General features: G+C 38.0%; 25 protein-coding genes. 4 read left to right on the top strand and 21 right to left on the bottom strand.

Annotated features, from left to right (window positions below):
- Window positions 1–30: 30 nt before the first annotated feature.
- Window positions 31–606 (top strand): 5' nucleotidase, NT5C type, encoded by a 576-nt coding sequence (locus SCI76_RS17895; protein WP_221831997.1) that lies wholly within the window; start codon window positions 31–33, stop codon window positions 604–606.
- Window positions 607–636: 30 nt separating this feature from the next.
- On the opposite strand, the gene SCI76_RS17890 is transcribed toward SCI76_RS17895, so the two are convergent.
- Genes SCI76_RS17890 through SCI76_RS17880 form a run of 3 tightly spaced genes read right to left on the bottom strand, consistent with a single transcriptional unit; the run spans window position 637 to window position 2,665 of the window.
- Window positions 637–1,050 carry a Fur family transcriptional regulator gene (locus SCI76_RS17890; RefSeq protein ID WP_221831995.1) on the bottom strand — a complete coding sequence of 138 codons (414 nt, stop codon included), beginning with the start codon at window positions 1,048–1,050 and terminating at the stop codon, window positions 637–639.
- On the bottom strand, window positions 1,047–1,889 hold the full coding sequence (locus SCI76_RS17885; RefSeq protein ID WP_028411633.1) for a metal ABC transporter permease: 843 nt from the start codon (window positions 1,887–1,889) through the stop codon (window positions 1,047–1,049). The genes SCI76_RS17890 and SCI76_RS17885 overlap by 4 nt, the downstream gene beginning before the upstream one ends.
- Window positions 1,886–2,665 carry a metal ABC transporter ATP-binding protein gene (locus SCI76_RS17880; protein WP_028411634.1) on the bottom strand — a complete coding sequence of 260 codons (780 nt, stop codon included), beginning with the start codon at window positions 2,663–2,665 and terminating at the stop codon, window positions 1,886–1,888. The genes SCI76_RS17885 and SCI76_RS17880 overlap by 4 nt, the downstream gene beginning before the upstream one ends.
- 273 nt (window positions 2,666–2,938) lie before the next feature.
- Between SCI76_RS17880 and SCI76_RS17875 the strand changes: the two genes are divergently transcribed.
- Window positions 2,939–3,190: a DUF2624 domain-containing protein gene (locus tag SCI76_RS17875; RefSeq protein ID WP_221831993.1), complete on the top strand. Its 252-nt coding sequence runs from the start codon at window positions 2,939–2,941 to the stop codon at window positions 3,188–3,190.
- 49 nt (window positions 3,191–3,239) lie between these two features.
- Here the strand turns inward: SCI76_RS17875 and SCI76_RS17870 are convergent, their stop codons facing one another.
- Window positions 3,240–4,127: a deoxyribonuclease IV gene (locus SCI76_RS17870; protein WP_028411635.1), complete on the bottom strand. Its 888-nt coding sequence runs from the start codon at window positions 4,125–4,127 to the stop codon at window positions 3,240–3,242.
- A 28-nt stretch (window positions 4,128–4,155) separates the two neighbouring features.
- Window positions 4,156–5,475: a DEAD/DEAH box helicase gene (locus SCI76_RS17865; RefSeq protein ID WP_013059212.1), complete on the bottom strand. Its 1,320-nt coding sequence runs from the start codon at window positions 5,473–5,475 to the stop codon at window positions 4,156–4,158.
- A gap of 185 nt (window positions 5,476–5,660) precedes the next feature.
- On the opposite strand from SCI76_RS17865, the gene SCI76_RS17860 reads away from it, so the two are divergent.
- Entirely contained in the window at window positions 5,661–6,365 is a 705-nt protein-coding gene (locus SCI76_RS17860) for a YqfQ family protein (RefSeq protein WP_063248503.1), read from the top strand.
- Between the two features lie 128 nt (window positions 6,366–6,493).
- Window positions 6,494–7,444, top strand: coding sequence for a 4-hydroxy-3-methylbut-2-enyl diphosphate reductase (locus SCI76_RS17855; protein ID WP_028411638.1), 951 nt, complete (start codon window positions 6,494–6,496; stop codon window positions 7,442–7,444).
- 43 nt (window positions 7,445–7,487) lie between these two features.
- Here the strand turns inward: SCI76_RS17855 and SCI76_RS17850 are convergent, their stop codons facing one another.
- The 16 genes from SCI76_RS17850 to SCI76_RS17775 all read right to left on the bottom strand — a co-directional run bounded on the left by SCI76_RS17850 (window position 7,488) and on the right by SCI76_RS17775 (window position 22,468).
- Window positions 7,488–8,609: a Nif3-like dinuclear metal center hexameric protein gene (locus SCI76_RS17850; RefSeq protein ID WP_048019743.1), complete on the bottom strand. Its 1,122-nt coding sequence runs from the start codon at window positions 8,607–8,609 to the stop codon at window positions 7,488–7,490.
- Window positions 8,606–9,310, bottom strand: a complete 705-nt coding sequence (locus tag SCI76_RS17845; protein WP_028411640.1) for a tRNA (adenine(22)-N(1))-methyltransferase TrmK — start codon at window positions 9,308–9,310, stop codon at window positions 8,606–8,608. Before SCI76_RS17845 ends, SCI76_RS17850 begins: the two co-directional genes overlap by 4 nt.
- Window positions 9,311–9,479: 169 nt before the next feature.
- A complete protein-coding gene (cccA, locus tag SCI76_RS17840; RefSeq protein WP_013059217.1) occupies window positions 9,480–9,839 on the bottom strand; it encodes a cytochrome c550 in 360 nt (119 codons plus the stop codon).
- Between the two features lie 131 nt (window positions 9,840–9,970).
- The gene (locus tag SCI76_RS17835) at window positions 9,971–11,110 is read right to left on the bottom strand and encodes an acyl-CoA dehydrogenase family protein (RefSeq protein ID WP_028411642.1); all 1,140 of its coding nucleotides are present in this window, start codon (window positions 11,108–11,110) and stop codon (window positions 9,971–9,973) included.
- A 383-nt stretch (window positions 11,111–11,493) separates the two neighbouring features.
- On the bottom strand, window positions 11,494–12,627 hold the full coding sequence (rpoD, locus tag SCI76_RS17830) for an RNA polymerase sigma factor RpoD (protein WP_013059219.1): 1,134 nt from the start codon (window positions 12,625–12,627) through the stop codon (window positions 11,494–11,496).
- Between the two features lie 65 nt (window positions 12,628–12,692).
- The gene (dnaG, locus tag SCI76_RS17825; RefSeq protein WP_016765586.1) at window positions 12,693–14,501 is read right to left on the bottom strand and encodes a DNA primase; all 1,809 of its coding nucleotides are present in this window, start codon (window positions 14,499–14,501) and stop codon (window positions 12,693–12,695) included.
- A gap of 41 nt (window positions 14,502–14,542) precedes the next feature.
- The gene (locus tag SCI76_RS17820) at window positions 14,543–15,013 is read right to left on the bottom strand and encodes a YaiI/YqxD family protein (protein ID WP_028411643.1); all 471 of its coding nucleotides are present in this window, start codon (window positions 15,011–15,013) and stop codon (window positions 14,543–14,545) included.
- 311 nt (window positions 15,014–15,324) lie between these two features.
- Window positions 15,325–16,128, bottom strand: coding sequence for a pyruvate, water dikinase regulatory protein (locus tag SCI76_RS17815; protein ID WP_014458195.1), 804 nt, complete (start codon window positions 16,126–16,128; stop codon window positions 15,325–15,327).
- A gap of 33 nt (window positions 16,129–16,161) precedes the next feature.
- Window positions 16,162–16,800: a helix-turn-helix transcriptional regulator gene (locus SCI76_RS17810; protein WP_221831991.1), complete on the bottom strand. Its 639-nt coding sequence runs from the start codon at window positions 16,798–16,800 to the stop codon at window positions 16,162–16,164.
- Window positions 16,801–17,058: 258 nt separating this feature from the next.
- Window positions 17,059–17,823, bottom strand: coding sequence for a DNA repair protein RecO (gene recO, locus SCI76_RS17805; protein ID WP_033579683.1), 765 nt, complete (start codon window positions 17,821–17,823; stop codon window positions 17,059–17,061).
- A gap of 27 nt (window positions 17,824–17,850) precedes the next feature.
- Entirely contained in the window at window positions 17,851–17,994 is a 144-nt protein-coding gene (locus SCI76_RS17800; protein ID WP_014458193.1) for a YqzL family protein, read from the bottom strand.
- A gap of 155 nt (window positions 17,995–18,149) precedes the next feature.
- Window positions 18,150–19,055 (bottom strand): GTPase Era, encoded by a 906-nt coding sequence (era, locus tag SCI76_RS17795; protein ID WP_013059225.1) that lies wholly within the window; start codon window positions 19,053–19,055, stop codon window positions 18,150–18,152.
- The gene (locus tag SCI76_RS17790) at window positions 19,048–19,446 is read right to left on the bottom strand and encodes a cytidine deaminase (protein ID WP_033579682.1); all 399 of its coding nucleotides are present in this window, start codon (window positions 19,444–19,446) and stop codon (window positions 19,048–19,050) included. Before SCI76_RS17790 ends, era begins: the two co-directional genes overlap by 8 nt.
- 91 nt (window positions 19,447–19,537) lie before the next feature.
- The gene (locus tag SCI76_RS17785) at window positions 19,538–19,909 is read right to left on the bottom strand and encodes a diacylglycerol kinase family protein (protein WP_016765589.1); all 372 of its coding nucleotides are present in this window, start codon (window positions 19,907–19,909) and stop codon (window positions 19,538–19,540) included.
- A complete protein-coding gene (gene ybeY / locus SCI76_RS17780; protein ID WP_028411646.1) occupies window positions 19,893–20,363 on the bottom strand; it encodes an rRNA maturation RNase YbeY in 471 nt (156 codons plus the stop codon). The genes SCI76_RS17785 and ybeY overlap by 17 nt, the downstream gene beginning before the upstream one ends.
- Window positions 20,360–22,468: an HD family phosphohydrolase gene (locus SCI76_RS17775; RefSeq protein ID WP_407545246.1), complete on the bottom strand. Its 2,109-nt coding sequence runs from the start codon at window positions 22,466–22,468 to the stop codon at window positions 20,360–20,362. Before SCI76_RS17775 ends, ybeY begins: the two co-directional genes overlap by 4 nt.

Here is a 22,468-nt window from a genome sequence, read left to right as displayed (position 1 = left end):
AGAATAAACGTATTAAAGGAGTGCACGTAGTTGACAAAAAAGTTTGGAATTGACATTGATGGAACTGTTACCTCTCCTGAAACTTTTGTTCCTCATTTAAATAAAGCCTTTAACTTAAATTTAACACTTGAAGATATTACAGAATATGATTTCAGCCCTTTTGTAAATGTATCACCTGCAGAACTCGGGAAATGGTTTAAAGCAAATGAACGCTCTATTTACGAAACCTCTCCACTTGCAGACGATGCAAAAGCGGTTTTGCAAAAGTGGCATCAAAAGCACGAATTGTTCTTTATTAGTGCAAGGCACGATCAGCTATTGGACGTCACGGAAGAATGGTTTCAAAAAAATGAGCTATCGTTTCATCACATTGAGTTAGTCGGCTCTCATTTTAAAGTTGAGACAGCAAAACGATACGATGTTGATATCTTTTTTGAAGACAAACATGATAATGCTTGTGAAATCAGTGAAGAATGCAATATTCCCGTTATCTTATTTGATACTCCTTATAATCGCTTACCTGTTCCAAAAGGAGTGGTTCGCGTATATAACTGGCTAGAAGCAGATCAGTGGGTAGCCCACTGGTTAAAAGAACAGCAAAAATAAAAAAGAGAGGTGCTTAACGCCCTCTCTTTTTTATTGATTACATTCTATACATTGACCGTAAATTTCGAATTTATGGCCTGTAATATTATACCCTCGCAAATCCTCGTTTACGTGTTCCATCGGACAAGCTTCAATTTCTTTTGTTTTTCCACAATCTAAACAAATGAAGTGGTGATGATGATGAGCAGTTGCACATTTAAATCGAAAGTGCTTTTCGCTCGAAAGCTCCGTCATTTCAAGTACGCCTAACTCCACAAATAATGATAAATTACGGTAGATTGTATCAAAACTTAGACCAGGATAATCAGGCTTCATATATTCTAATACATCTTTTGCCGTTAAGTACTTATTTGATTTTGAAAACAAGGCAAGCATTTCTTCACGTTTTCCTGTATGTTTATATCCTTGATCTTTTAATAAATGAATGGCTTCAGTTAAATTCATTTTTGTTTCCCCTTCCGTCCTTTATTAATCATAATAGATATGATTAAAATAACAACAGCAATGACAACAATTGTACCGCCTGGTGCTAAATCCAAGTAGTACGCTGAAAATAATCCGCCTAAAACAGATATTTCACCAAAAATCACCGAAAGCAGAATCGTTTGTTTAAAGCCTCTAGCTAAACGAATGCTTGCTGCTACAGGAAGAGTCATAAGCGATGACACCAATAGAATACCGACGATACGCATCGATACAGCAATGACAAGAGCAACCATCACGATAAATAAAAAGTGCATCCACTTCGATTTAATTCCAGAAGCAGAAGCATGCTCCTCGTCAAAAGATAAAATAAACAATTCTTTATATAAGAAAAAGACAATAGCTATTACAAATACGGCTATGACAACAACTGTCCAAAGATCCGAACGACTAACTGCACTCACGCTTCCAAACAAATAATTCATTAAATCATTATTAAAACCGTCTGCCAGCGAGATACAAATTGCACTAATACCAATTCCGCCCGATAAAATAATCGGAATGGCCAGCTCTTGATAGTGCTTGTAGACCCCTCGAAGCTTCTCGATAAAAAGAGCCCCTGTAACGGAAGACACCATTCCTAAATAGACGGGGTTCACTCCTTGCATAAACCCTATTTTCTGACTAAGAAGCAAGCTCGCAGAAATTCCGGCTAGCGTCACGTGACTTAACGCATCTGCAATTAAAGAAAGACGTCTTACTACGATGAACGTGCCCAATAAAGGAGCTAAGACGCCAATAATCATACCTGTTAAAAATGCATTTCGCAAAAACTCAAATTGAAATAAACTGCTTATCATACGTGCTGCCCTCCATGATGATGATCATGGGTTAACACATGAACATTATGACCATAAAACATAGATACGTCATGTTCACAAAGCTGTTCGAATTCTTTGGCGTTCCCATGAAAGTGTAAAAATTTATTTAAACAAGCAACGTGGGTTACTTTTTCCGAGACAGTTCCAATATCGTGAGTAACAAGCACAAGCGTAATTCCTTTTTCTTTATTTAACTTTTCAAGAAGCTCATAAAAAGTGTATACATTTTGTGCATCCACTCCGACCGTAGGCTCATCTAAAATTAACAGCTCGGGCTCACTTACAAGCGCGCGTGCAATAAAAATTCGCTGCTGCTGACCACCGGATAGCTCTCCTATGTTTCGATTTAAAAATTCGCTCATCCCCACTGCTTCTACCGCTTCTTTTACCTTTTGTTTATGAGAAGCATTCATAAAGCGAAACAAACCTAGTTTTGAAGTAAGGCCCGTGGAAACCACTTCAAAAACGGTAGCAGGAAAGCCGCTGTTGAAACTATTCGCTTTTTGCGATACATATCCAATTTTACTTCGTTCTTTAAACCTTCTCTGATCTTTTCCAAATAAACGAATTGAACCTTGAGATGGTTTTTGCAAACCAAGCAAACATTTGATTAGCGTTGATTTCCCAGAACCATTTGGACCAACGAGCCCCAAAAAAGCTCCTTTTGGAATTGAAAAACTTATATCTTCTAATACATTCACTCCATCATATTGAAATGATAAATGATCAATTTCAATGATATCAGGTGTATTCATATGCGCCTCACCATTCTTTTTTTATATTTCTCCATACAAAAGAGGGCACGGTTTCTATCGTATACTCCGTTACCCATTTACTTTCTCAGAATCATTACGATTTAGTCATTAATGTAGTATACAGGATTGTGTTTTATTTGTAAACTAAGCCGTTTCACTCTTTCGCTTTCTTACCCCCGTAGGTTCATCCGACTCAAAATGTTGTTTTATTACACAATATAGTCACATCTTTCTTTTTTATTCATAAACTGTATATGACGAGGAGGTAATCATATGAAAATTGTACAGCAGATTGTCAATAAGAAAGTAAACAATATTACCCCGAAAGAGCTTTTAAAGTATAGCAAACAATACAACATCCCCATTACAGATCAGCAGGCACACACCCTTGTATCTGTCATTAGACAGCAGCCCGTAAATATTTATAACCTTGAAGAGCGCCGAAATTTAATCAAACAAATTGCTAAAGTAACAGATCGTGAAACTGCCAGACGCGTGAACGAATTATTTCAGCAGTTAATGTAAAAGAAGAGGTCATGTCTGTAGACATGACCTCTTTCAATCACATATGAAATTACATAAGCTTTTGTTTTAATTCTGAATCAAAGCTTTGTGCACGAATCATATCAATTTCCAATTGATATGGCGCTTTTTTATTTTTCTTATCTTCTCCTACATAAGGAGTTTCTAGAATTTTAGGAACTTCTTTAAACGCTGGGTGATGAACAATATAATTCAGTGCACCAAATCCGATTTCACCAAACCCAATGTTTTCATGACGGTCTTTTCGAGCACCGCATACATTTTTACTATCATTGATGTGAAGCACTTTAATTCGCTGTATTCCTACGGTTTTGTCAAATTCATTTAATACACCGTCAAAGTCTTGAACGATATCGTAACCAGCATCATGTACGTGACATGTGTCAAAACAAACAGAGAGCTTTTCATTGTGCGTCACACCATCAATAATTTGGGCGATTTCTTCAAAGCTTCTTCCACACTCTGTTCCTTTTCCAGCCATTGTCTCAAGCGCAATTTGAACTTCTTGATCAGCTGTCAACACTTCGTTTAGACCGTTGATAATTTGCTGAATACCAGCATCTGCTCCGGCCCCCACATGAGCCCCTGGATGAAGAACAATTTGCTTTGCGCCAAGAGCATGGGTGCGCTGAATTTCAGACGTTAAGAAATCTACTCCAAGCTCAAATGTTTCGGGCTTTGTTGTATTCCCTAAATTAATGATATAAGGAGCATGTACAACAATATCTTTCATTCCATGCTCTTTCATATGCAAAAGACCAGCTTCAATATTAAGCTCTTCAATCTTTTTGCGACGAGTATTTTGTGGAGCGCCTGTATAGATCATAAACGTATTTGCTCCATAAGAAGCTGCCTCTTCACTTGCCCCTAAAAGCATCTTTTTGCCGCTCATCGATACGTGAGAACCAATTTTCAACATTCTTTTTTACACCTCTAACCTATTGCGATTAACGATTGTTGCGTCTTTCACTACGCTTTTTCTTTTGCACGTACTTTGTAATTTCACGAGCACGTTTTTTCTTATAGCCAGGCTTTACTTTCTTAGGCTTTTGAATAAAGCGATGTGCCTCTTCTCCCACTTCATCCGCTTTCTTCACACGCTTTTTACGGCGGTTACGGTCATCAATAGAAACCCATTCTTGCTTTTGAAGATCTTTGTTTACAAATTCGATTCCCATTTTCTCTAGCTTATTTACTGCATCTTCATCTTCCACATCGAAGATTGTAGCAGCAATTCCAGAATGACCAGCACGAGCTGTACGGCCTACGCGGTGAATGTAGAAATCTAGATCTGAAGGAAGCTCAAAGTTAATAACGTGTGAAATCCCTTCAATATCAATACCGCGAGCTGCTAAATCTGTCGCTACTACGTATTGAAATTCTAAATTATTAATTTGCTTCATCATTTTCTTACGGTCACGAGGAGATAAGTCTCCGTGAATTCTTCCTACTTTTAAGCCTTTAGACAGTAGGTCATCTGCTACTTCGTCCGCCATTTTCTTTGTATTTGTAAAGACGATAGCTAAATAAGGATTATACGAAATAAGCATATCGTGCAGCAGCTTAAACTTGTTACGATGACGTAGTGGAACTAATACATGCTCTAATTTAGCCGCTGCTGCTTGCTTCGGCGAAACATGCGTAAATTTTGGATTTTCCATGTATTTTTTTAAGAATGGCTTTAATTTTTCAGGAATCGTTGCTGAAAAAACAAGCATCTGTAATTTTTCAGGCATGTTGCTTGCCAAACGGTCCACATCTTCTAAAAATCCCATATCAAGCATTAAATCAGCTTCGTCTACTACTAACGCCTTAGTTGTATAGACAACTAACGCTTTTTCATTTACTAAATCAAACAAACGAGCCGGTGTTCCTACAACCACTTGAGGCTGTTTCTTTAATTTGTCGATTGTACGCTGCTTATCTGTACCGCCGATAAAACATTTTGCTGAAATTTCTTCTCCTTCAGCACTGTGTTTTGTTAGCTTTAAGACTTCTTGATAAATTTGAGAAGCAAGCTCACGAGTTGGAGCGGTAATTACAACTTGTACTTCTTCTTTTTTAGGATCTACCTTTTCAAGTAAAGGCAATAAATAAGCGTGTGTTTTGCCCGTCCCTGTTTGTGACTGACCAATTACACTTTCCCCTTTTAAAACGGAAGGAATCAAGCGCTCTTGAATCTCTGTAGGCTGATAAAAACCTAATTGTTTAATTGCTTCTATTAAAAATGGTTGAAACTCAAAACGTTCAAAGTTTGTTTTTTCCATAATAGTCTCCTTTTTTACATTCACGTTCATCTTTTAAGGCACAATATATGATTATAATCGATTTTTCCTTCTGTGACTACTTCTCATTCATATTACTAAAACTTATTACCTGTTTCAAAAACATTTTATCGCGAGTTGCATACGATAGTAAAAGAAAATCTACTTTACTAAAGGAGGTGCGTCCTTTGCTACAGCGAAGACCACCATTTCCACCCGGTATGCAAAGAAGAATGATGCCAGGAATGCCACCGCAAAACGGTTTTGGGCAACAACCTGGTAACTTTGGCCAATTTAATCCATTACAGCAGTTTCGTAACTTTGCCCAGCAAACAAATGCTCAACAATCATTTTACCCGAATCAGCAAGGCCTGAACCGTGGAGGAGGTAACTTCTTAACTCGCCTATTCCGAAGAGGCGGGAATAGAAACATCCCCTTTCAACAAGCAGCAGCTGCTGCTCCTCGAGGTTCTTTGTTTTCAGGCCTTTCAGGAGCCCAAGGTGCTGCAGGAGCGACCAACTCTTCTTCCCTGCTTGGAGGTTTGCAAGGTTTAACGAACCCTGCTAACTTAAGCTCCATGATGGGAAATGTTCAGCGAGTATTAAAAGCTGCGGAAACGATGGGACCTATGATTCAACAATACGGACCTCTTGTCAAAAATGCTCCTTCTCTATGGAAAATCTATCAAGCCCTGCGCTCAAGTGACGATACAGATGAAGTACTCGAAGCAGAAGGAACAGAGATTGCTGAAACTGATGAAAGCAAAGACAGTAAGGTTTTGTCAACAGGCGCAGAAAGCACGGATTCATCTGATGATGAGCTGGATTTCTTCGAAGAAGAAATTGAACTTTCCTCTAGAGATCGAGTGTCTAAACCAAAACTTTATATTTGATAAATCTGCTAGTTCCGTAAGTAAAGACAGTAAGTAAAAAAAGAATATCTTTGTATTCTTCCTTCCTCTTTTATATAATAGAAGCGAGTTGAATTGCTCGTCAGGATTATGATGAGGAGGAAATTGAAATGAAAGTTATTAAAATCGCACCGCGCGGCTATTGTTATGGTGTAGTAGACGCAATGGTCATTGCACGAAACGCCGCTTTAGATAAATCATTGCCTCGACCAATCTATATCTTAGGAATGATTGTTCATAATAAACACGTTACAGATGCGTTTGAAGAGGACGGCATTATCACACTGGACGGTGCTAATCGCCTAGAAATCTTAGACCAAATAAATGAAGGAACCGTTATTTTTACGGCGCACGGAGTATCTCCAGAAGTAAAAGAACGAGCAAAAGAAAAAGGTTTAACAACAATCGATGCTACATGTCCGGATGTTACAAAAACCCACGACCTTATTCGCCAAAAAGAAAAAGAAGGTTATGACGTTATTTATATCGGAAAAAGAAATCATCCTGAGCCAGAAGGTGCACTTGGCATCGCACCAGATATCGTTCATTTAATTGAAAAAGCAGAAGACGTAGCCCATTTAAATATTCAACGTGAAAAAGTCATTGTAACCAATCAGACAACAATGAGTCAGTGGGACGTTGCAGATGTCATGGAAAAAGTAAAAGAAAAATATCCGCACGCTGAAGTTCACAAGGAAATTTGTTTAGCTACACAAGTTCGCCAAGAAGCTGTAGCTGAGCAAGCAGGTGAAGCAGATGTTACAATCGTAGTAGGAGATCCTAAAAGTAACAATTCAAACCGTCTAGCTCAAGTATCAATGGAGATTGCCGGCACTGAGGCATATCGCATCGGTGACATCTCAGAGCTTCAGATCGAATGGTTGATGAACGCGAAAACCGTAGCTGTTACGGCAGGCGCATCTACCCCTACTCCAATCACAAAAGAGGTCATCAATTTTCTAGATCAGTTCGATCCGGAAGATGAAACAACATGGACACGTGAAAAAAGTGTGCCTCTTTCAAAAATTTTACCAAAAGTTCGAACAAAAAAATCGTCTTAATAGACGCAAAAGAAGGTGTTGACATTCGTCAACACCTTCTTTGTTACATAAACGTAAATGGGTTTGTGTCTACTTTTGAATCAAATACTTCACACTCAAAGTTTTTCGCTTCAAAAAGACTGTTTAATACGCGTGTTACACCTTGTCTCATGACTTTTTCAACATGATGACCAGGATCTACAACGTTTAATCCCATTGCCATTGCATCATGCGCAACGTGGAAATACAAATCACCTGTTACATAGGCATCTGCTCCGCTAAATTTTGCGTTTGTAATATATTTGTTTCCGTCTCCGCCAAGAACAGCTACTTTTTTCACAGTGGCATCCATAGACCCTACTACTCTGACACCATCTACATCCAATGCTTGTTTAACGTGATCGGCAAACTGTTTTAACGTCATCTCTTCTTTTAACTTACCAATTCGTCCAAGTCCAAGCGTTTCGCCCGTTTGTTCCACTGGATAAATGTCATAGGCTACTTCTTCGTAAGGATGAGCACTGAGCATGGCACGAATAATTTTATTTTGTTGACCCGCTTCAAAAATAGTTTCAACTTTTGTTTCATTGACACGTTCTAGCTCTCCTTTTGAGCCAATGTATGGATTGGCTTCTGAAGAAGGTTTAAATGTGCCTTCGCCTTCTGTTGAAAACGTACAGTCGCTGTAAAGGCCAACATGTCCAGCTCCCGCATCACAAATAGCTGTGCGCACTGCTTCAGCGTCATTTGAAGGAACAAATACAGCTAGCTTTTTCAATTGAATCGACGTTGTCGGAACCAGCACTTTTGTCTCTTGTAGCCCCAACGCTTCGGCTAACAAGTCATTTACTCCGCCTTTAGCTATATCTAAGTTTGTATGAGCAGCATATACGGCAATATCATGCTTAATGCATTTCTCTAAAATACGTCCTTCAGGACGATCTGTAACCACTTGTTTTAGAGGTCTAAAAATAGGAGGATGATGAGCAATAATTAAATCCACTTGTTTTTCAATTGCTTCGTCTACGACCGTTTCAAGAACATCTAACGTTACCATTACTTTTTTTACAGGCTTGTTTAACGTTCCAATCTGTAAACCAATTTTATCTCCTTCAACCGCTAAATGCTTGGGAGAAAATGATTCAAATGCCTCAATTACTTGAAATCCGTTAGGGATTTTACTCATTTTAACGCCTCCTCAATTAATGAGATGTCTTGGGTAAGTTTTTGAAGTTTTGCTTTACTTTCCTCTGACTGAGCCTGTTCCATTTGACTGACAATTTGTTTAAGATGATTTAGTTCATGCGTCCACTTTGTCATAAAAGCAGAAGAGCGCTTTTCTTTTAAAATAGGGCCCATTAACACACCGGCTTCCACTTCCCCGTTATACGGAGCTAAAGGGTTTCCAGGTTCAGCGACGATGACTTCATACATACGACCGTCTTCTTCGATGATTTTTTCATCAATGATTTCCCAGTTGTGTTGAATCAGCCAGCTGCGAATATGATGTGAACCAATATTTGGCTGAAGCACAAGTCTTTTTACTCCTTCTAATTTTGCCTTTCCTTCTTCTAAAATCATCGTAATAAGCGTTCCGCCCATTCCGCAGATTGTAATACAGTCTACTTCATTCGGCGATATTACTTCTAGCCCGTTTCCTTTTCGAACATCAATAACATCCGTTAAGCTTGTTTTTTTCACCTGCTGAATAGCCGATTGCAGGGGACCTTCTGTAATTTCACCTGCTACAGCGCCGCTAATATATCCATTTAAATAAGCAAAACATGGCAAATACGCATGATCTGAGCCAATGTCTGCTATCTTTGCTCCCAAAGGAATCGACTTTACTACTTCTTCAAGTCTTGTTGATAAGTTTAATTCATTCATTTTGTCACCTATTCTCTATGTGATTACTGTTCATTATTTTAACATAGATAGCTGCATGATTCCTATTTCTCTTCATGTTTTCCTTTTAGCTGAATGCATATAAAAACATCATAAAAAAAAAGCCTGCTTTATAAATGAGCGGCTTTCCAGAAAATCATGTTTCTGAACTCTATTTAATTTCGGATACCCATTTAGCCATTTCCTTCGCTTTTTCCGGAGGAACCAGCCCCGGCGGCATGTTTCCTTTACCGTTTACAACAATATCTGCAATTTCGTCTTGAGAAACTTTTTTCCCAATTCCTTTTAACGAAGGACCTACTCCACCTTGATACTGATCGCCGTGACAACCAATACAAGTTTTTTGATAAATTTCTTCTGGTTTAGCTGAAGCCTGCTGTTCCGCGCCACCGCCTTCTTTTTCAGCCGCGATTTCTTTTGCATTGTTCAATCCGTTGAACGAAAGCGTTAACATTAAAGCAATCCCGATTACCGCAATTAATAAAAATGGTATTAGCGGATTTCGCTTCACTCACTATACCCCCTTTATGTATTCCCATCCCTAGAAATAACAAAATAGTATAAGCACTTTTATTTTACTTGAAAATGCTCATAAGTGAAAGGGTTTTATTTACATAATTAACTAATTTCTTATTGCTTATCTTAACAGCCAATTTGCCTTGCAATAACAGAGCGCTGAATTTCCGAAGTTCCTTCTCCAATTTCTAAAAGCTTGGCATCCCGTAAATACCGCTCCACGTGATACTCTTTCATGTAGCCGTATCCTCCATGAATCTGCACAGCTTGACTGGCTACTTCCATACAAATTTCAGAAGCATACAGTTTACACATAGCTGCTTCTTTCGTAAATGGCTTTCCTTGGTCTTTTAACCACGCTGCTTTATACACCATATTTCTTGCTAACTCAATTTTCATGGCCATATCAGCTAATTTAAACTGAATCGCTTGAAACGATGAAATAGCTTTCCCAAACTGCTTTCTTTCCTGCGCATATGACAGTGCTTTTTCATAAGCCGCTTGAGCGATTCCAACGGCCATTGCCCCAATTCCAATTCTTCCCCCGTCAAGCGTCATTAGAAATTGTTTGAATCCTTCTCCTCTTACACCGAGTAAATTCTCTTCAGGCACTTCAACATCCTCTAAAACGAGTTCAGTTGTATTTGAAGCATGTAGACCCATTTTCTCGTAATTGTCTATTACAGTAAAACCTCGAGCTTCTGTAGGCACGATAATAGCTGAAATTTCTTTTTTACCTTCTGTACGGTTTGTAACAGCTGTTAAAGCTAAAAACTTTGCATAGCTGGCATTCGTAATATAGCATTTACTTCCATTAATCCTAAATGTTCCATCCTTCAACACTGCTTCGGTCTCCGTTCCCCCCGCGTCACTTCCTGCGTTCGGTTCGGTTAAACCAAACGCTCCAAAAGATTCCCCGGAGCATAAAGCAGGTAGGTACTGTTCTTTTTGCTCCTTTGTTCCGAATAAATAAATAGGTGCCCCCCCGAGCGAAACATGAGCTGAGTATGTAATTCCTGTAGAGCCACAAGCTTTACTTAACTCCTCTACGACAATAGCAAAACTAACCGTATCTGCGCCTCCGCCACCATACTCTTCAGGAAAAGGAAGGCCCATTACACCAAGCTCACTTAACTTTTTAAAAACATCAAGCGGAAATTGCTTACTTCGATCGCGCTCTAGTGCATTTGGTGCTACTTCAGCTTCTGAAAATTCTCTCAGCGTCCGTTGAATCATCTTTTGTTCATTGGTTAATTCATAATTCATTTTTATTCCCCCTAAAAATGTATACGCTTACATTATCTAATTATAATTCATTTTTGTAAATTTTCTCAACTTTTAAAACGTTTTAATTTTTTCATGTTATAATAGAGGAGTATTCATCAATGCAAGAATAAAATGAGAGCGATTCCATTTTTTTCGGATGTTTAAATGAAATTTGAACATCTTACGCTTCTATAACAAAAGAATATAAAGGAGCATTTGCAAAACGAAGGACAATTCAGTAAAATATATGAAAGAAGAAAAGTTGGTAAAAAAATCAATATACTTCTTTAAAATGCGTTTTCATGAAATTTATTCCATAAAAAACAGACAGCCTCTTTCCGCAGGGAAAGAAGCTATCTCATAAGCGCTATTTACGCTTTTATCTATTCTAAGAAATCTTTTAGACGTTTGCTTCGACTAGGGTGACGAAGCTTGCGAAGCGCTTTAGCTTCAATTTGACGAATACGCTCACGCGTTACGCCAAATACTTTTCCTACTTCTTCAAGCGTACGCGTACGCCCATCGTCCAGACCAAAGCGGAGTCTAAGAACATTTTCTTCGCGATCTGTTAACGTATCAAGGACGTCTTCTAACTGCTCTTTTAATAATTCATATGCAGCATGTTCAGAAGGTGATGTTGCATCCTGGTCTTCAATGAAGTCACCTAAATGAGAATCATCTTCCTCACCAATTGGCGTTTCAAGAGAAACCGGCTCTTGGGCAATTTTTAAGATTTCACGAACTTTTTCTGGTGTTAAGTCCATATCTTCTGCAATTTCTTCAGGAGATGGTTCGCGACCTAAATCTTGTAGAAGCTGACGTTGAACACGAATTAGTTTGTTAATCGTTTCAACCATATGAACAGGGATACGAATCGTTCTTGCTTGGTCAGCAATCGCACGAGTAATAGCTTGACGAATCCACCATGTCGCATACGTACTGAATTTATAACCTTTGCGATAATCAAATTTTTCTACCGCTTTAATAAGACCCATGTTTCCTTCTTGAATTAAATCAAGAAACAGCATACCGCGTCCAACATAGCGTTTAGCGATACTTACCACAAGACGTAAGTTTGCTTCAGCAAGACGACGTTTCGCTTCTTCATCGCCTTCTTCAATACGTTTTGCTAAATTGATTTCTTCCTCTGCCGACAATAAGTCAACGCGTCCGATTTCTTTTAAGTACATACGAACTGGATCATTAATTTTCACACCAGGAGGTACACTTAAATCATTTAAATCAAACTCTTCTTCTTTTGACAGTTCTTGAATATCGGGATCGGCATCGTCATCATTTGCTTCAGATTCACTCATTACTTCAACACCTTGTTCTCCAAGGTATTCATAATATTCATCCATTTGATCGGATTCAATTTCGAAGTTCGCCATACGCTCTGCAATTTCTTCGTATGTTAGCACACCACGTTTTTTTCCGATTTCGGTCAATTGATCTTTTACTTGTTCAATTGTTAAATCTGAATCAAGTTGTTTTGATTGAGCTGATTTTTCAGCCATCAGATCCCCTCCTTCCAAAATTTTAAGGAAAACCTTCTAAAAGTGGGACTAATACGCAACATCGTTTATTTTAACGTTTTTTTCAACTGTAAAATTTCCATTGCTATTGTCGCAGCTTTTAAATAATCTTTTTGACGCTCTGCTTCTTGCTTTTCTGCTTCTTTTTTTTCTATCGCTACCCTTTGTGGATAAATCAATATCGTTTGGATATAATCATTCAAAGCTTGCTCCGACAATTCATCATTGATTGACATCATCGCCAATTCTGAAGCTAGACTAGACAACGAAGATTCGGGCAACCGCTCAATAAATCCGCTCGGATTAGGCTCGTGTCCTTCCTCGTAATAGGCATACAAATATAGAACAAGCGCACGATGTTCTTCGACATTGAACTGACCTTGAAGTCGGTCTTGAATTCTAAATGCTACATCCTTATCTTTCAACATATGAGCGATCAAAAAACGTTCTGCATTTTGATAAGCCGGTAATAAGCTTCTCTTTACGACTGGTTGTCTATTTATATTATTTCGATTTGGAGAATCATTATCCTTTTTCTTTTTTTCCGTTCGATACACTTGATACTGCTGTTCTTTAAGCGCATCTAATGAAATGGAAAACTCTTGTGCCAATTGGCGTAAATAATGATCTCGCTCTACAGCTTTTGTAAGGAGGCTTATTTCTTTCAAAACGTCTTCAATGTATTGCATACGTTCAGATTCATTTTGTAGATTTCGCTTTCGGCGGAGATACCTCATTTGAAATGCCATAAAGGTCAAGCTGCTATTAATAACATCATTTTGAAACTTCTCTGCCCCGTATTCTTTAATATAATCATCCGGGTCATAACCATCCGGCATCACAGCAATCTTAACGGTACAACCCACATTTGTTAAGATAGCAGTTGCTTTGTGCGCTGCTTCAATTCCAGCAGAATCTGCATCATAGCAAATGATAACGGACTCTACATTTCGGCGAATAATTTTGGCTTGTTCTTCTGTTAAGGCAGTTCCCATTGTTGCAATTGCGTTTGGGCACCCCGCTTTAACAGCTGAAATAACATCTGCAAATCCTTCAAATAAAATAACCTGCTGATTTTTGCGTATATGTTTTTTAGCGCGGTGAAAGTTGTAGAGTGTGCGACTTTTGTTAAAAATAGAAGTTTCGGGACTGTTTAAATATTTAGGCTGCCCTTTTATCTCTTTTAGCAGGCGCCCTGAAAATGCAATTGTTTTGCCTTGCAAATCAGCAATAGGAAACATAATTCGATCGCGAAAACGATCAAAGTACGTTTCATCTTGGTTGCGTTTAATGATTAAACCTGCATGTTCCATCTCTTGCGGATTAAACCCACGTTTTGTTAAGAACTTACTTACAAATTCCCACGAATCTAAAGCAAAACCTATCTCAAATTCATCGATAATTTCTCGTGAAAACCCTCGATTTATTAAATAATCATAAGCATCTTGGCCTTCTTTTGTATTTACCAATAAATGATGGTAAAATTTCTTTAAAAGCTCGTGTGCTTCAATCATTTTATTGCTAGGCTTTTGATTATCTTCTTCATGAGGATGTATCTCATGTTCAAAAGGAATGTCTCCTTTTTCAGCAAGCTGCTGAGCTGCTTCCGTGAAGGACAGTCCTTCTAATTCCATTATGAATGAAAATGAATTCCCTCCTGCACCGCATCCAAAGCAATGATAAATTTGTTTATCAGGCGATACTGAAAAAGATGGTGTGCTTTCCCCATGAAACGGACAGAGTCCAAAATAATTGCGCCCTTGTTTTTTTAGTTGTACATAATCGCTTATGACGTCGACAATATCTACTGAATGCCGAATACGGTCGATTACTTCATCAGGAATTCGATTTGCCATAGTAACAGCTCCGTATTTCATATAATATTCTTCACTAAGTGCTAAATTCCTGCAAGTTTCGACAACATTTTTTCAAAAGCTTGAATGAAATGCTGGCGATCTTCTTCACTAAATGCCTTTGGGCCTTTAGTATGACGCCCTGACCGTCGCTCTTTTGCAGAAACATAGCGAAAGAAAAGCACCGTATTCATTTCGTCGTCATTATAGTACTTTCCACGAGGAGACAGTGCGTAAACCCCTCGACTTACTAACATGCTTGCTAAGCCAGTATCTTGAGTTACGACAATATCCTGCTTGGCTGCGTGATTTAAAATATATAAATCTGCGGCTTCCTTTTCTGCATCTACATAGACCCATTTTCCTGGTGTAGGATTTGTTTGCATGTGAGCATAGGAAGCAACAAACACAAGCTCGATGTCATATGTATGTGTAAGTTCAACGATTTCTGCTTTAACAGGGCATGCATCAGCATCGACAAAAACTTTACTTTTTCTTTTGCTATAACTCTGTATTCTACATCCCTCCAGAGATTCCTTCTAACAATTTGTTATTTCCTGTAGATGGCATTTGTCGAATACTTTTTTCGATTTTGACTTGACTTTTATATAAATAGTTTATTCGTTCTTAACAAAGTCTAAACCTAAAACTATTCTTTTTTATCACAATTTTTTATTATAATATAAACAACCTATATTTTCTATACCAAAGTCACTTGTTTTTAAAAGTTCTGTCATATTCATCTTTGGTATATTTTCTTAGGCCTACAGCATACAAACATAAGAAAGCAATCTCCTTTCTGTCACGCACAGAGGAGATTCATCGTTTATTTCTTTTTGATGGTATTGAGAATGATACCAGCTGTTTCTTCTACGGCTCTGTTGGATACATCAACCACTTCACAGCCAATCTTATCTACAATTCCTTGGAAGAATTCAAGTTCTTCTTTAATACGGCCAATATTAGCATAAATTGCTTTATCGTTTAGCCCAAGAGACTTTAAACGCTCTTTACGAATATCGTTTAATTTTTCAGGACTAATAGTAAGTCCTATACATTTCTCAGGTGATACGTGAAACAGCTCTTCTGGCGGATCTACCTCAGGTACAATCGGAACGTTGGCTACTTTCAAACGCTTGTGTGCTAAAAACTGAGAAAGAGGTGTTTTAGATGTTCTTGATACACCGATTAATACGATATCCGCTCTAAGAATGCCTCTTGGATCACGCCCATCATCATATTTCACTGCAAATTCAATCGCTTCTACTTTCTTAAAATAATCTTCGTCTAACTTTCTAGCCATTCCAGGCTCATAGCGAGGAGAAAGTTGATAAGAAGATTGAATTTTATCAATTAAAGGTCCAATAATATCAAATACCTCTACCCCGTTTTTGGACGCTTCTTGAATTAAAAATTCTCTCATTTCGGGCTTTACTAGCGTAAAGCCAATAATAGCGTTGTTCAACTTCGCTACTGAAACCACTTCTGAAAGTGTTGCGATGTCCTCTACGTAAGGTACTCTTTTAATTACAAAGTCCGTCATATTGAACTGACTTGATGCAGCCTTTACAACTAGTTCAGCTGTCTCACCTACAGAATCCGAAATGACATAAAGACATGGGTTGTTCATATTTTGTGCATCCCCTTTTTAATCCTTTTTCACTTATAATACTTCATCATTTGCTAGTGCTACTAGTAATTTTGTAATATTTGTTTTGGTAATGCGTCCCACCACTTCAAAATTGCCTTCTCCCTCTTTAATAACGGGCATAGCATCAATCTGTTTTTCAATTAAGATCTTAGCAATATCCATTAACAAATCTTCCCGATAACAATATGTAATGTTGGGCATTCTCGTCATGATAATATGAACAGGAATAGATGTGAGCTCTTGCTTTCCGATACTCGCGCGCAATAAATCTTTACGCGACAGTACTCCCACTAGCTGTGATTTCTCATCCACTACAAAAAGGGTCCCCACGTCTTCTAGAAACATTGTACAAATAGCATCATATACCGACACATTTTCGTTCACGACTACAGGGATAGACTGATATTCTTGCACCTGTATTTTTTTTATTTTATCTGTAAGAAGCTGTGCTCCTGTTTTACCTGTGTAAAAGTAACCTACGCGCGGTCGCGCTTCTAGATAACCAGCCATTGTTAAAATAGCCAAGTCCGGTCTTAGCGTGGCCCGCGTAAGGCTAAGCTGATCTGCAATATGCTCGCCTGTAATAGGGCCTTCGTCTTTGACAATTTGTAAAATTTGTTCTTGTCGTTTGTTCAGTTCGATTGTACTCACCACCTAATCATTAAATGTGACATACTATTTATAAAACATTATATACTTTTTAAGCAAAAGTAAAAGCTATAACTTATTAATTTTAGCATTTTATCTTTTTAGAATGCCGTTTATTTTACCATGGCTTCTCAAAAAAAGCAGACATTACGCTTACAATAAGCGAAACTATCCCTTCGCTCCACAGTAAAAAGGGTGTCCTCTACACACTACGAGGCACCCTAGCGACAGCAATTCCTTGCATATCACTGATTATCTTTTCTATTTCTTATCAGAGAGCGATTGTTTTAAAGACTCCATCTGATTCAAAAACCGCTTTGTTTTTAAAAACAATCCTGAATATTCTTCATAATATTGATCAATTACAAACTTTAATTGTTTTTTTGTTTCGGGTTTAACAGAAATAGAACCTAACCGCTTTAAATCAATGTAATAAAATAGCCTTAATAGTTTAACCGTCATCGGACTAATTTTCAAATGATAAGGATCTTTTTCTAAGCATCGATGACAAATAAACCCGCCTTCTCGAATGGAAAAATGAAATGTTCCTTCACCTTGATGGCAGACTGCACATTCATTTAATGTAGGATGAAGACCTAGAACGTTTAACATTTTCATTTCATAAATAAATGTTAAGATCTCTGCATCATACTCTTCGTTCATATAATGAATGGTTTGGTGCAGCAGTTCAAATAGAAATGGATTTGGTTTATTGTTCTCAGTAGCTTTATCTGTTAATTCAAGAATATAAGAAGCATACGCTGTTGTGAAGATATCTTCGCGTATGCTTCTCATAGATGAGATAACTTCTCCTTGATGGAGAGTACCCATTCCTGAACCTGCTTGTATAAAAAAGTATCCATACGTAAATAATTGTGTGACGGAAGCTAAGCGACTACTGGGCTTTTTTGCCCCTCTTGCCATAAGACCCACTTTTCCGAGTTCACGTGAATAAATGGTGACAATTTTATTTGATTCACCGTAATCATTCGTTCGAATGACAATTCCTTCACACTTTTTAAACAATCATCATCACCGCCATCTTACAGAAGGCTAAGACAAGGGAGAATTGAGACTTTCGCTGTTGTCCTCATATGTTTCGGGTCTTTCTTTCACTTCATTTTCAAGTTCCTTAAAAATGAGATAAGTATCAATGCTACCTGTTTGTGAAAAAATGTTCCAAGTAAAATTCAACATAGAACTCCCACCTTTCTAACCATAAAGATCAGATACATATTTCAATTCCTTATGTTTAGAATAGCCTTCCGACGTAAAATCATGTAACACAATTTTTTACAAATTACCTTCTTTTATGAAGGGGTATAAATCGACGCCAACAAGAACTCAAATGATTAATATTCGTCTTCTCTAAATCCAAAGTCACGGAGATGCGACGCTCGGTTTCGCCAATCTTTTTGCACTTTTACCCATAGTTCTAAAAATACTTTTGAGCCTAAAAGAGCTTCAATGTCTGCTCTTGCTTTTCTTCCTACCTCTTTTAACATCTTTCCTTGCTTTCCAATTACGATGCCTTTTTGTGAATCTCTTTCGACGATAATTGTAGCGCCGACGTAAACAGCGCCATTATCTCGTCTTTGCATAGAATCCATCACAACGGCAATAGAATGAGGTATTTCTTCCCTCGTTGCATGCAGTACTTTTTCACGAATTAATTCCGTAATAATAAAGCGCTCTGGGTGATCTGTTACCTGATCTGCCGGGTAATACTGCGGACCTTCCGGCAATCGCTGCTTGATTTGATCAAGCAAGCGCTCCACGTTATTTCCTTGTAAAGCTGAAATTGGCACAATTTCAGCGAAAGGATATAAGTCTTTATAATTCGTGATAATTGAAAACAATTCGTCTGGATGAATTTCATCAATTTTATTAATCACAAGGAAAACAGGCGTTTTTGTATCTTTTAAACGCTCGATAATAAATTCATCGCCTCGACCTAAACCCTCTGTTGCGTTAATCATAAATAAAATTAAATCTACTTCTTTAAGCGTATTTTGCGCTACCTTCATCATAAAGTCGCCTAATTTATGCTTTGGTTTGTGAATTCCTGGTGTATCAATAAACACAATTTGCGCCTGATCTTCCGTGTACACACCCTGAATTTTATTTCTAGTTGTTTGCGGTTTGTCACTCATAATCGCAATCTTTTGACCGATTACTCGGTTCAAAAAAGTTGATTTCCCTACGTTTGGTCTTCCAATAATTGAAACAAAACCTGACTTAAATTCATTATTACTCATGTAAATCCTCCGATGAAAATGCTCCTGGAAGTAATTCTTCCACAGTTAGTTCTTGTATGTTATTTTTTAAATTGGTTAATATAACTTTCATTTCTTTTGGACAAAGCTCAGAGATTACTTGTCTGCATGCTCCACACGGAGAAACAGGACGATCAGTATCAGCTACTACAGCAAGTGCTGCATACTCTTTATCTCCTTCTGAATAGGCTTTAAATAAAGCCGTACGCTCAGCACAATTGCACATGCTATAAGCCGCATTTTCAATATTGCAGCCGCGATAAACCTTTCCATCTTTCGTCAATAAAGCTGCACCAACTTTAAATTTTGAATACGGTACATAAGCCATTTCACGAGCTTTTTTCGCCTCATCAATCAGTCCGGTCTTATCCATTTATCCGCTCTCCTTTTGCGCTTCTACATGTCTTTTAACTTGTCCTTTTTTATTATACCACGGGGGTGTAAAGAACCAAAAAGAATCCTTTTTAAAACAAATACTTTAAGAAAATAATTCCTCCTATAAGGACAGCAAAACACGCATAGACCAACACCGCGGCTGCGGCTGCATCTTTTGCGTGTTTTGCTAGTATGTGATATTCAGGAGAAACTAAATCAACAACTTTTTCAACCGCTGTATTCATTAACTCTAAGCTGAACATGCCTGCAATCAGAAGCAGCACAACCGTCCATTCACCAGCTGTAATTGACAGCACGGCTCCTAAGAGAAGGACGATGAAAGAAGCTGCTACGTGAATTTGCATATTTCTCTGTGTTTTACAAACATAGAGAAACCCCTCTATTGCATAACCAAAGCTACTGACAACTTTAGCTATCCCTTTTTTATCGCGAGAGTCCATATTGTTCTAAAATATCTTTTTGACGTGTAAACATCTCTTTTTCATCTTCTGATGTTTCATGGTCATACCCAAGCAAGTGCAAGAAACCGTGAACCGTTAAGAATCCTAGCTCCCTCATAAACGAGTGATTGTATTCTTCTGCTTGCTCATGAGCTTTTGGAATCGAAATGACAATATCCCCCAGGACTCTTGGCATCTCATCTCCGATAATTTGCATTTCATCTTCGCCCATTTCTTCTAGCGCAAACGATATTACATCCGTTGGCTGATTTTTATGGCGGTATTGATGATTGATTTCTTGAATTCGATCATTATCCACAAATGTAACGGATACTTCTGCATCCTCTTGAAGATTTTCATATATAGCAGCGGCTTCAAGCAGCTTCTCAAGCTCTTTTTGCTGCTCTTTACTCACTTCGTTTGTTTCATCAATAAAATCAATAACTAAACTCATACCTTCACCTTCTCTTTTTTTATCTCTGGATATTCAATTCGGGAATGAAAAATCCCATTTAAAGTTTCACATAGTGCTTGGCGAATTAACTCTAGCTCTTTGAGCGTTACGTTACACTCGCTAAGCTGCTCATCCTGCAAGCGATCTTTAATAATATTTCGCACCAAGTTCTCAATCTTTTCCGGAGTTGGATTGGACATTGACCTTACGGCTGCTTCTACACTATCAGCTATGCAAATAACCGCTGCTTCTTTTGACTGAGGCTTTGGTCCAGGATAGCGATATTCTTTTTCATCAATTTTTTCTTCTGTTTGTTCAAGTGCCTTATGATAGAAAAACTTAAGCAGGGTCGTTCCGTGATGCTGCTCTGCAATATCTACAATCTCTTTTGGAAACTTGTGATTTCGCAAAATGGTCGCTCCATCTGTAGCATGTGCGATTATAATATTTTTACTAGTCTTCGGACTTAGTTTATCATGCGGATTGATAATATTCATTTGATTTTCAATAAAATACTGCGGTCGCTTCGTTTTACCAATATCGTGGTAATAAGCCCCCACTCTCGCTAATAAACCGTTAGCTCCTATCGTTTCGCACGCCGCTTCAGATAAGTTTGCCACCATTACACTGTGATGATACGTTCCCGGTGTTTCGGTTAAGATTTTACGTAATAGCGGATGATTAGGACTCGATAATTCAATCAGCTTCATCGTAGATAAAATGCCAAATCCACTTTCAAAAAACGGAAGCAAACCTATAGCTAAAACGGAAGCAATAACACCAGATGCAATTGACATCATGCTGTAATAGCCAAGCTCTACAGTACCAATTTGGCCATTTTTAATAAAAATAATAGCAAAGCTAATAATTACGTTTACCATCGCCACAAATAGACCTGCCTGCAAAATCCGTGAACGCCTGTGCTGCCTGCTTAAAAATAAAATAGCAGCAATATTGCTAATTAAAAAGTAAATCCCAATGTTCATATTAAACGAGGTTGTCAATTCACCATTAAAAATAATGCTTCCACAAATAGCAAATACAATACTTGATAAAATAGCAATGCGTTCATCCATTAAAATTCGAATCAGCAAACCTCCCACTGCAATAGGAGCTAAGAAACCTATTTCCGATAAATCAATTTGCTGAAACACGCTTAAGATTTTCATGAGGCCAATCGTAATGGTTGCTACCAATACATACAACAACAAGGGCTGATATGTCTTGGTGTGAAATTCACGCAAATAGTAAATGAGGCCCGCTATCATCATCACAATCAGCAAAGCTAATCCCGCAAAAGGCTGAATAGATCCTTTATTATTCAACAATCCCGCGAGCTGGAGCTGACGATATATATCAGGATTAATAAGCTGATTTTCTTCTACAATAATCTGACCTTGTTTAATTCGAACAGGCTCCACTTTTTCCACAGCTGCTTGACGGTTTTCAGCTGTTTTTTTGGGATCATAAATCACATTTGGAATGATAGCGAATTTAGCAATTGCATTCATTGAATCCTTTAAGGAATTGCTGACATTGGTGTAAACAAGCTGACCTTCTACCTGGTCTTTTTTCTCTTCTACATCGCTAATCTTCACTTGATCTTTCATCACATGATGAACGGCTGTAACTACAGCGTCTTTCGCAATAGATAAATCACTGTTAGAAGACTGAAGCAGCTGCTTGATGGTATCCTTTGGCAAGTTTTTTTGAATGTCTTCAGGAAGCTTGTCCTCTAGCATTTTTTGTTTGGTTTTTAATACGGCATCGATACTGTCATCTTCATGATCTTCTTTTTCATATTCTGTATTAACTTCCATCATCGCATCAAAAATAGATGCAACAAGATCGACTTGGTTCTGTGCGTATTCTGTTTTTTGTGTATACACATCTTCAACGGCTTGTTCTGCCTCTGCCCGTTTTTTCTCTGTGCTCTCTTTATCTTCAATGGTAACGGGTGAGTAAATGGTTTGCGGGGAAATAGACAGTAGTCTAAGATCTAATTCCTGCGGCTTTACATTGCTATACATAGACGCAAACATCATTATACCTAACAAGGCATATAACCCAATTTGAATTAACCGTAATCGCTCGATCTGTGCCAT

Origin of the sequence: Priestia sp. HNGD-A6, from assembly GCF_045784335.1 — a bacterium.
Classification (GTDB): Bacteria; Bacillota; Bacilli; order Bacillales; family Bacillaceae_H; genus Priestia; species Priestia zanthoxyli.
This window is presented reverse-complemented; position numbering and strand designations above follow the sequence as displayed.

Excerpts from the sequence above, each read along its gene's own strand:
- SCI76_RS17890 (WP_221831995.1), bottom strand. The coding sequence starts at position 1,050 with ATGAATTTAACTGAAGCCATTCATTTATTAAAAGATCAAGGATATAAA.
- SCI76_RS17885 (WP_028411633.1), bottom strand. The coding sequence starts at position 1,889 with ATGATAAGCAGTTTATTTCAATTTGAGTTTTTGCGAAATGCATTTTTA.
- SCI76_RS17880 (WP_028411634.1), bottom strand. The coding sequence starts at position 2,665 with ATGAATACACCTGATATCATTGAAATTGATCATTTATCATTTCAATAT.
- SCI76_RS17875 (WP_221831993.1), top strand. The coding sequence starts at position 2,939 with ATGAAAATTGTACAGCAGATTGTCAATAAGAAAGTAAACAATATTACC.
- SCI76_RS17870 (WP_028411635.1), bottom strand. The coding sequence starts at position 4,127 with ATGTTGAAAATTGGTTCTCACGTATCGATGAGCGGCAAAAAGATGCTT.
- SCI76_RS17865 (WP_013059212.1), bottom strand. The coding sequence starts at position 5,475 with ATGGAAAAAACAAACTTTGAACGTTTTGAGTTTCAACCATTTTTAATA.
- SCI76_RS17855 (WP_028411638.1), top strand. The coding sequence starts at position 6,494 with ATGAAAGTTATTAAAATCGCACCGCGCGGCTATTGTTATGGTGTAGTA.
- SCI76_RS17850 (WP_048019743.1), bottom strand. The coding sequence starts at position 8,609 with ATGAGTAAAATCCCTAACGGATTTCAAGTAATTGAGGCATTTGAATCA.
- SCI76_RS17845 (WP_028411640.1), bottom strand. The coding sequence starts at position 9,310 with ATGAATGAATTAAACTTATCAACAAGACTTGAAGAAGTAGTAAAGTCG.
- SCI76_RS17835 (WP_028411642.1), bottom strand. The coding sequence starts at position 11,110 with ATGAATTATGAATTAACCAATGAACAAAAGATGATTCAACGGACGCTG.
- rpoD (WP_013059219.1), bottom strand. The coding sequence starts at position 12,627 with ATGGCTGAAAAATCAGCTCAATCAAAACAACTTGATTCAGATTTAACA.
- dnaG (WP_016765586.1), bottom strand. The coding sequence starts at position 14,501 with ATGGCAAATCGAATTCCTGATGAAGTAATCGACCGTATTCGGCATTCA.
- SCI76_RS17815 (WP_014458195.1), bottom strand. The coding sequence starts at position 16,128 with ATGAACAACCCATGTCTTTATGTCATTTCGGATTCTGTAGGTGAGACA.
- SCI76_RS17800 (WP_014458193.1), bottom strand. The coding sequence starts at position 17,994 with ATGTTGAATTTTACTTGGAACATTTTTTCACAAACAGGTAGCATTGAT.
- era (WP_013059225.1), bottom strand. The coding sequence starts at position 19,055 with ATGAGTAATAATGAATTTAAGTCAGGTTTTGTTTCAATTATTGGAAGA.
- SCI76_RS17790 (WP_033579682.1), bottom strand. The coding sequence starts at position 19,446 with ATGGATAAGACCGGACTGATTGATGAGGCGAAAAAAGCTCGTGAAATG.
- SCI76_RS17785 (WP_016765589.1), bottom strand. The coding sequence starts at position 19,909 with ATGGACTCTCGCGATAAAAAAGGGATAGCTAAAGTTGTCAGTAGCTTT.
- ybeY (WP_028411646.1), bottom strand. The coding sequence starts at position 20,363 with ATGAGTTTAGTTATTGATTTTATTGATGAAACAAACGAAGTGAGTAAA.
- SCI76_RS17775 (WP_407545246.1), bottom strand. The coding sequence starts at position 22,468 with ATGGCACAGATCGAGCGATTACGGTTAATTCAAATTGGGTTATATGCC.